The organism is Belliella buryatensis (genome assembly GCF_900188245.1).
Classification (GTDB): Bacteria; Bacteroidota; Bacteroidia; order Cytophagales; family Cyclobacteriaceae; genus Belliella; species Belliella buryatensis.
Window position 1 is genome coordinate 1 of sequence record NZ_FZOK01000040.1, and the last position, 1,982, is coordinate 1,982.

General features: G+C 45.6%; 2 protein-coding genes. Both read left to right on the plus strand.

The features are described 5' to 3' along the window. Nucleotides 1-120 precede the first annotated feature (120 nt). Complete coding sequence (gene istA, locus CHB66_RS16700; protein WP_245812788.1) at nucleotides 121-1,656, plus strand: IS21 family transposase; 1,536 nt, start codon at nucleotides 121-123, stop codon at nucleotides 1,654-1,656. A gap of 15 nt (nucleotides 1,657-1,671) precedes the next feature. Beyond that, the coding region (locus tag CHB66_RS16705) for an ATP-binding protein (RefSeq protein WP_170932531.1) at nucleotides 1,672-1,982 on the plus strand (311 nt) is incomplete at its 3' end.

Below are 1,982 nucleotides of genomic sequence, written 5' to 3' on the forward strand. Positions count from 1 at the left end.
GGCTGGTGATGTAAACTGACCCCCGTCAAAAGTTATTTTTCTGGAATGGAATAGGAGGCTTTTAAGTCCTGTTAGGAGTGCAAACAATTAAGCATTCCCATGGCCAATCGCACTCTTACCATGAACAAGATCAAACAAATTTTACGAGGCCATTTTGAAGGCCATGGCTCCAAGCAGCTCAGTAAATTGACGGGAGTCTCCCGCAATACTGTCAAGTCCTATCTTAAAAGATTTCAACAAACAGGCCTTTCCTTTGAAGAGGTTAATCAGCTTTCCGATGAAGGTTTAGCTGAATTTATATTAGGGCCACCAGCCCCTGTGCAGCAAAGTGACAGGCTGGAAGTATTACTTCCTTTGTTGCCTGGAATCGTAAAGAAGTTGCGAATAAAAGGTATGACACGTCAGCGTCTCTGGGAAGAATACCGACAGAAGCATCCTGACGGTTTTCAGGCCAGCCAGTTCCGCAAACATATTCGGCAATACGTGGGTAAGCAGGGACTAACGATGCATTTTGAGCACCTTGCCGGAGATAAAGTATTCATCGACTATGCGGGCAAAAAGCTCTATGTCACTGATCCCGATACAGGGGAGCATTTTCCTGTAGAGGTCTTTGTGGCTACGTTGGGCTGTACTCAATACACTTATGTGGAAGCCACTTACACCCAGCAGAAACCTGACTTCATCGGAAGCTGCACAAGGATGCTGGAGTTCTTCGGCGGGGTTCCAAGGGTGATCGTGCCTGACAACCTCCGGTCTGCAGTTACCAAAGGCAGCAAATACTCTCCAGTCCTGAACGAGACCTTTGAAACCTTTGCTGAGCATTACAACACCACTATCATTCCGGCAAGACCGCGTCAGCCAAGAGAAAAGTCTCTAGTAGAAGGAGCTGTTAGATTGGTATATCAGAGGATTTATATGGAGCTACAAGGTAAAGTTTTCTTATCTCTTGAAAGCCTCAATGAGGCACTCTTTACTTTGTTAGCTAACTACAATGACTATGCGCTAAGAGGTGAGGAAAGTCGCAGGGAACAGTTTGAGACACTTGAGCGGAACAGTCTGCTGGCACTTCCCGAACTTCCTTATCAGCTGATGAGTGTCAAAGTGTGCACTGTAATGAAAAACACCCACATCTGTCTTGGAGAGGATAAACACTACTACAGTGTCCCCCACCAGTATATGGGAAAGAAAGTCAAAGTCCTTTTCAATGATGACCGGGTAGAGATCTTTTACAAGTATCATCCTATAGCCAAACACAAACGCGATAAAAGGAAGCATAAGTACACGACACTAAGGGATCATCTGGCCGGAAACCAGAAGTATGTATCCGATTGGAGTTATGAATTCTTTGTAAGTGAAGGCAATAAGATCAGCAAGGAGGTAGGGAAATTCCTATCCAGCCTGATGGAATCTATTCCCCACCCGGAGCAAGGTTATAGATCCTGCTCCGGGATCCTTCATCTTGCCCGCAAAGTGGGTTCACAGCGAATCACCGGAGCCTGCAAAAGAGCGTCAGAGTATGGTGTTTACACCTATCCTATGATTGAACAGATACTTTCCAAAAATTTAGACGCAATCAGTTTTTCCGATGAACAGCTGGATGAGTCTTCCCAGATGCCCAAACACCACAACATCCGTGGCAACAGATACTTCAGTTAACAAACACCAATTCCAATGATACAAGAAACAATTGAAAAAATGAGAAAAATGAAGCTTTACGGCATGTCACGAAGCTTCAGTCATGCCACAGAATCCGGCTCCTTGGCATCCCTTACACCGGATGAACTGATTAGTCTGCTCGTGGAAAACGAATGGGATGACCGTCAAAACCGCAGGATGGATCGAAGCCTTCGTGGTGCACGTTTCCGATACAAAGCCACTGTCGAGGAACTGGATTTTCGTCCCGGGCGTGAACTGGACAAAAATCAACTATTGAGACTCGCAGACGGAGCATACATCCACAAAGGAGAAAACATTCTGATGAC